This is a genomic window from bacterium, assembly GCA_019912885.1.
GTDB lineage: Bacteria > Lernaellota > Lernaellaia > JACKCT01 > JACKCT01 > JAIOHV01.
Map to the genome: position 1 here is coordinate 1 of JAIOHV010000093.1, position 6512 is coordinate 6512.

Below are 6512 nucleotides of genomic sequence, written 5' to 3' on the forward strand. Positions count from 1 at the left end.
CCCTTGCCGCCGGCGATAACCGCGCGGCGCCCCGCGAGCGGCGATTCGATCCACGGCGTCGCGGCGCGGCGAAGCGTGCGCGGCAGCGGGATCGGAATACCGAGCGTGGAAATGACGCGGCGAAATTCGGGCCGCCGCGCAAGATCGAGCAACAGATCGGACATCGTTTACATCTCCCCGGAAGCACGCGTCGTGTATGACGCGATCATGTAGGCGCGCGCACCGGGCGCGTCACCGACGACAAGGCCGCCCGCGTCATCGACGAAAACCGCGACGCGCCCGGGCAGCGGCACCGGCCGCGTGAAGCGCGCCTCGATCGACGCAAGCCGCGACGGATCGCCGCCAAGACGCACGCGAATAAGGCTTTCGAGCGCGCGCGAGAACGTGCCGAAGCCGTGCAGGATCGCGCCCTTGAAGCCCGACGCGCGCCCGGCCGCGGGCACCCAGTGGATCGGATTGAAGTCGCCGGTGAGCAGCGCGAAGTCCCGTCCCGCCTTCGGTCCAAGGCGCAGGTTGTCGATCTCGACGGCGTTCGCGGGGACGGCGGGTTCGTCCTTCTTCGTACCCGCTCCCTGACGGTCGCGGTTCGTACCGGAAGGCGTACCCGTACGCTTCATGATGATCGCGGACAGCTCGGTCATGAGCGCGTCGGGCGACGATGCCGTTCCCGTGACGCACCGCTGCACAAGAAGCACGCGGCGCTCGGTCTCGTCGACGCGCTCAAGCCACGCGCGCACCTGCAAGGGCTCGTTCGCCGGAAGCGGCGCGCGGATTTCCATGCGGCAGCCCGCGTTCAGCGCGTTCGTCAATTTGTACGGCAGCCCGGCCAGCAGGCGCGGCGCAAGGGCGAAGGTCCACTGCGGAAACAGGTGCGGCGGCACGACGCCGGCATACGACTGGGGCCGGCCGCCGATGTGCGTGACGAACTGCTCGATCAGGTCCGCGGCGCGAGGCGGCAACGTGATCTCGATCGGTTCGGTCGGCGTATTCGGAAGCGGCGCGGAGGGATCGCGGCGCAACGACGCGACAAACGTTTTCGCCAGGCCGCCGATGACCGGTCCCTGGTAACGCACATATTTGAACGGGACGTTTTTCATAATCGCCTCACGCGTGCCCGGCGGCGCCGCCGCTTTCCGCGGACCCGTTGAGCGAGGTGAGCAGCCGCCCGCCGGAGTTGGCGATCAGATCGAGCAGATAGCGCCCGCGCGGCTCGGCGCGCTCGACCCAGCGCTCGCAGACCTCGCGGCGCTCGTTGTATTTTTTCGCCTGCTTCCACAGCACCTCGGCGATCGCCGCATCCGCCAGAAGGCGCGTGAGTCGCTCCGCGTGCAGCATGGCCGGCGCGAAATCGCGCTTGGGATTCCAGTTCCTGAAAAACTCGCGCGACCACTCGTTGACCGGCTTTTCGCGCACCGCGCGGAACTTGTCCGCCGCCATGCGCTGCATCAGCGTGCGTTGCGCGGCAAGCGCGAGGTTCCGCAGCTTCGCGACCTTGCGCTCGAGCGGATCGCGCGCCGACAGCGAGCGCCAGCGCGTCGTCCCGATTTGCCGCAGAAACGCCTGCGGTGCCTTCATGACGGAGACGAGCGCGTCCTTCATCGCCATGAGCGCCTGGATCTGGCTTGTGCCCTCGTAGATCGGCATGACGACCGCGTCGCGCAGCAATTTCTCCGCGCCGGTCTCGCGGATGTAGCCCGCGCCGCCGTGGATCTGCACGGTATTGCGCGCGATCTCGACCGCTTTTTCCGCTGCCAGGAACTTGAGAAGCGGGGTCGAGGCGCGCGAGATGCGTGAGTATTTTTCCGACAGGCGCAACGCGCGCCGCGCGGCGACCTCGTCCTCGGCCGCAAAGTAGCGCGACTTCAGGCGCAGCTTTTGCGCCATCTCCTCGTGCCACGCCGCGTGCATCGCGAGCGCGCGCAAGCCCTGGATGTCGGTTTTCATTTCGTCGAGATAGTCGGCGATGATCTCGTGCCGCTCGATGGGCTTTCCCATGCTGTGCCGCTCGACAGCATACGCGCGCGCCTTGCGGTACGCCGCCTCGCAAAGGCCGATCGACTCGAAACCCACGCCCACGCGCGCGTTGTTCATCAGAAGCAACATGCCCTTGAAGCCCTCGCCGCGCTTTCCGATGAGGTGCGCGGGCGTGTTGTCAAAGGCGATGGAGCACGTCGCGCTGCCGTGGTGGCCCATCTTCTTCTCGATGCCGGTGACCTCCGCGAGATCGACGCGCGTCCCGTCTTCCTTCTCCTCGTAGATCGGCACCAGGAACAGCGACAGGCTCTTGAGCCCGGCCATCGGATCGGCGGAGTCGGGCGGCGTATCCTCGGTCCGCGCGATGACAAAATGGTACTTCGCGTGGCCGGAGGTGATGAAGACCTTTTGCCCGGTCACGCGCCAGACGCCGTCGTCGCCGAGCACGCCCCGGGTGCTGATCGCGCCCATGTCCGAGCCCGCGTGCGGCTCGGTGATATCCATCGAGCCCCACGCCTCGCCGCGCGCGATCTCGCCGATCTCTTTTTGAAAGCGCGTGGAGGCCATCTTCCACTTCTCGCGATCGACGACCGTCGTGCCCTCCTCGACGGAGTACATCAGCATCGCCATCGCCATGCCGCCGTGAAAGCTGTGGTGCGCCATCACGGACACGTCCGCGCGGCCCATGATCTCGGTGTTGATCATGTAGATCATGAGCGGGCAGTTGCTGCCGCCCAGTTCGCGCGGAAGGCAAAGTCCGTGCAGCTCGAGCGCCTTGATCGACTCGAAGATGCCCGCGAGCCTCGGCGGAAAGCTGACGCGGCCGCCGGCGTACGAGACGCCCTTCTCGTCGATCTCGGCGGCGTGCGGGGCGATCTCGTCCGCGGCGAACGCTCCGACGAGATCGAGGATGCTTCTGTAAAAGTCGAGCGCCTCCCCGGTCGTCGCGAACGCGTCGGGCGCGCGGCCGTCGTATTCGGTGATCTTGACGAGCGGCTCCCAGTCGATGCCCTTCTCGACGTAAAATCTCAGGTCTTCGTTGTCTTCGTAAAAATTCGGCATGTCATTCTCCGTTGCGTCGCGGCCGGACACGGTCCGCGCGCGGAACATAGAAGGCTCGGCGAATCGCGCGCGTCATCTCGTCGATCTGACGATCGAGCGGCGCGGCATTTCGCCGGGATTCGGGTACGATCTGCGTCATGATCGGGGAACCGGCGATCAGCGTCACGACGGTCAACACCGTTTGCGACAGGAACGCCTCGGGATCGAGCTGCGGATCGACGACGCCATCCGCCTTGCCGCGTTCGATCGCGTCGAGCAACAGGCCGATCCACGGATGCAGGTGGTCCTGAAACATCGCCACAAGCTCGTCCGGGCGGTCGAGCAGCTCGCGCGACATCAGGCGAGCGCGCGCCGGATCCTCGCGATAGAAGCGGATCAGCTCGGACAGCGCGGCGTCGAAACCTTCCTGCTTCGACGACGCCGCGGCGAGCATGTTCGGAACAAGGTCCTTCCAGCGCGCGAAGTGCGCTTCGAGCACCTCATGACGCAGGGCGTCCTTGCTCGGAAAGTGGTGCAGCACCGACTGCTTGCGGATGCCCACGTCGTCCGCGATCGCGGCAAGCGACGTCGCCTCAAACCCGCGCGCGGCGAATAGGCGCGTCGCGGAACGCAGGATCTGCGTGCGCATATCGGGAACGTCGGGCGCGCTTTCCGCTTGTCGAACGACCATGTCGAGAAATCCCCCGCTGCCTACCGAACGGTCGTTATTAGCCTACCATTCGTCAGGCTGCAAGAGGAAGGCGAGCCAGACGTTAGGACAATTACAATGGCGAAACCCTGCGAAGTCAGGGCCGCAAACGAAGTCACGCCGTAGCGCTAGCGAAGGCGGGCGGAGTGCGCGGTCGGCACCGACCCGGCGAAGCCCTGCGATGTCAGGGCCGCAAACGCAGCGCAGCGGAATGCGCGGTCGGCAACGCCCCGGCGAAGCCCTACAATGTCAGAGCCGCGAACGCAGCGCAGCGGAGTGCGCGGTCGGCACCACCTTGGCATGAGATGCGTCTTGTCAAACAAACCGGCGATGCCAGGGCGGACGCGACCGTGCACTTCGCCGCCGCAAAGCGGCGGCTTCGTTTGCGGCCCCGACACCATGTGGGCCGTTCTCGCGCCCTCTACGGCAAAATCCGCACCGCGCGCGCGAGAACCGCCTCCAGCGCGCCGCGCCGGCCGGCAACGTCGTCGGAGTTGCAGGAAACCGAATCGGGCAGGTGGATGTCGAGCGGGCGGACGGCGCCCTCGTCCACGTAAATCGCGGACGGCGACGCGCCGTTCTCGAAACGCAACGCGGACGCAAGACCCAGTACGGCGGCGAGCAACGGTCCCGACGACCGCAGCTCCGCGGGCAGCGCGCGCCACGGGCCGCGCGAGGTGTCGAGCGGCTTGCCGTTCGCGCGACGCGCGACAAGCGACGCGGCCTGGATCTCCGGCGCGGTCCAGCCGATCGGCGTATCCAGTTCGGCCAGGCGCTTCGCCGCCGCCTTACGTTTGCCGCACGCGGCGAGAAACTGGGACGCCGCGGCGAGGACGCGCCGCGCCCGCGCGGGATCGCCCGCGATCACCGCGCCCTGCCCGGTCACGCCGTCGAGCAGGCAACGCGCGGCGGCCTCCGCGGCAATGACGCGGCGCGGATCGTTCGAATGCGAAGCGGCCGACGCGCGCAAAAACGCCAGGCCCAGTTCCGCGCGTTCGGCGCCGGCCGGGAATCCGCCAAGCCACACCGCGAACACGCCGGATCGTCCGGCCGTCAGCCGGCGATATTCGTCAAGGCGCGCCTTGCGCTCGCGCGCGATGATCGGCCGCCACGCCGCGACCGCCCGGGCGTCGATGCCCTCGCGCGGCTGGGAGACAAGCTCGCCGAGCACGTCCAGATCGTGCGTCTCGCCGAGGAGATCCTGCAAGCGCTTGAGGTCCTTGCCCCATGCCCGGTCGAGTTTCGGGAAGAATCCCTCGATCACGTATCGGAAGCGCTTGATGCCGATACGCGCCTCGTGCCACGCGGCGGGCGTGCGGCGGCGGATCGCCTGTTTGTGAAGATTGTGCGCGTCGATAAGGCGCGCGAGAGCCAGATTCCGGAACGCCGCGGCGTGGTCTTTCCAGGCCGCGGCCCGCGCGGGAAGCGAATCGGCCCACGCGGCCCAACGCGAAATGTCGAACGCCGCCAGCGCCACTTCCACCGCGCCGGCCTGTTCCTTCTCGCGTTTGCGAAGCTCGTCGGCGACGATCGTTCCGAGCGCGTCGCCCTTCGGAGACAGCTTCTTCACCCAGCCGGCGAGCACGTGCGTATCGCGCTGATCGCCAAGCGCCGCGAACAGGGTGCGCGCCTCCTTGTCCATCTTGCGCCAGGCGGGTTCGAGATCGAACGCGGCGAATCCCCGCGCGATCGTTCGACAGCGACGCAAGCAGACGCGCAGCCGATGCACGCGCTTTTCGGTCGCCGCGTCCTGCGTCTCGCGGACGAGCCTCACGACCTCGTTCATACGCTCGGCAAGGCCGTCCGCCACGGCGAACGCGCGATCGTCCGCGCCGCTCGTCGCGCGAGCCGGGGCACTCGCGCGTTTTGGCGCACGGCCTTCGAGACCGCCTTTTCGCATGACCCAAATCCCTGTCGCCGCGATACGCGCGGCGCAAAATCGAATCCGACCGACAATACCGCCTGGCGTCGGGCGCGGTCAAAGCGGTTTTTGGTGACAGTTCGGTGTCGCGAACCAGCTCGCGCAGGCGAAAGTCGACGTCGCGAAAATGGACGGGAAGCCCGCCAAGAAGCCCGCACTGCCAAAGCGCCATACAGCAAAAAATAAAAAGTATGCGTCTTCGCGTATAATTTTCAGCGCCACGTCAGATAGCCGCATAACCGCCTTCATTGGGGGGCTTGCAAAGTCCTTCGCATTGAAGTATTTTTCGCATTGGAGATGAACGCCCCATTATGGGAGATTAAGATGGACACCGTTGGCGAGTTGAAGGCGATGGAGCGGCGGCTCGAGGAAGAGGCGCTGCGCGTTGCAAAAGAACTGGACGCGGTGAGGCTCGTGATGGGCAAGTTGGCCCGCGAAACGCCGCAGATTCCTATGCGCTTACAAGGCGGTAGTGACGGGCGATACAAGGGCTGGCGCCTCGCTGACGCGATAAGAGACGTTCTGCAACGCTCATACCCCCATTTTCTTTATCCCAGAGAAATCAAGACGGCGGTTCTGGAGGGCGGATTTATCCCAACAACGAAGAATTTTGCGAACGTCCTTCGTAGCCAGCTATGGCACCTCGCTAAAAATGGCGGGTCGGTTGAGTCGACGGAAGGCGACGGCGGGAATCGCTATCGACTGAGAAATGTCAAGGCCGAACAGAATCGGCATAGGGGCTCCGAGGAATAGCCTCGGAGTTCCCCTGCCACACCACCGGACAAGCGGGTCCGCATCCGGCGGTTCGGCGAGTTGAGGTCACGCGGCCAGCCGGGGGACTCCCAACTGGTCGAAGTAGCGGATGGT

General features: G+C 66.2%; 5 protein-coding genes. 1 reads left to right on the forward strand and 4 read right to left on the reverse strand.

Annotated features, from left to right (window positions below; all coding sequences use genetic code 11):
* Positions 1-167: 167 nt before the first annotated feature.
* The 4 genes from K8I61_08110 to K8I61_08125 form a co-directional block, all read right to left on the reverse strand.
* Positions 168-1097: a hypothetical protein gene (locus K8I61_08110; protein MBZ0271986.1), complete on the reverse strand. Its 930-nt coding sequence runs from the start codon at positions 1095-1097 to the stop codon at positions 168-170.
* Positions 1098-1104: 7 nt separating this feature from the next.
* Positions 1105-3036 carry an acyl-CoA dehydrogenase family protein gene (locus K8I61_08115; protein MBZ0271987.1) on the reverse strand — a complete coding sequence of 644 codons (1932 nt, stop codon included), beginning with the start codon at positions 3034-3036 and terminating at the stop codon, positions 1105-1107.
* A gap of 1 nt (position 3037) precedes the next feature.
* The gene (locus K8I61_08120) at positions 3038-3706 is read right to left on the reverse strand and encodes a TetR/AcrR family transcriptional regulator (protein ID MBZ0271988.1); all 669 of its coding nucleotides are present in this window, start codon (positions 3704-3706) and stop codon (positions 3038-3040) included.
* Between the two features lie 439 nt (positions 3707-4145).
* Positions 4146-5624: a CHAD domain-containing protein gene (locus K8I61_08125; protein ID MBZ0271989.1), complete on the reverse strand. Its 1479-nt coding sequence runs from the start codon at positions 5622-5624 to the stop codon at positions 4146-4148.
* Between the two features lie 345 nt (positions 5625-5969).
* Here K8I61_08125 and K8I61_08130 point away from each other — a divergent pair, with 345 nt between their 5' ends.
* Positions 5970-6398 carry a hypothetical protein gene (locus K8I61_08130; GenBank protein MBZ0271990.1) on the forward strand — a complete coding sequence of 143 codons (429 nt, stop codon included), beginning with the start codon at positions 5970-5972 and terminating at the stop codon, positions 6396-6398.
* The last annotated feature ends 114 nt before the right edge of the window (positions 6399-6512 follow it).

What these genes read in the sequence shown, in the direction of transcription:
- K8I61_08110 (MBZ0271986.1), bottom strand. Translation starts at nt 1,097, where the DNA reads ATGAAAAACGTCCCGTTCAAATATGTGCGTTACCAGGGACCGGTCATC.
- K8I61_08115 (MBZ0271987.1), bottom strand. Translation starts at nt 3,036, where the DNA reads ATGCCGAATTTTTACGAAGACAACGAAGACCTGAGATTTTACGTCGAG.
- K8I61_08120 (MBZ0271988.1), bottom strand. Translation starts at nt 3,706, where the DNA reads ATGGTCGTTCGACAAGCGGAAAGCGCGCCCGACGTTCCCGATATGCGC.
- K8I61_08125 (MBZ0271989.1), bottom strand. Translation starts at nt 5,624, where the DNA reads ATGCGAAAAGGCGGTCTCGAAGGCCGTGCGCCAAAACGCGCGAGTGCC.
- K8I61_08130 (MBZ0271990.1), top strand. Translation starts at nt 5,970, where the DNA reads ATGGACACCGTTGGCGAGTTGAAGGCGATGGAGCGGCGGCTCGAGGAA.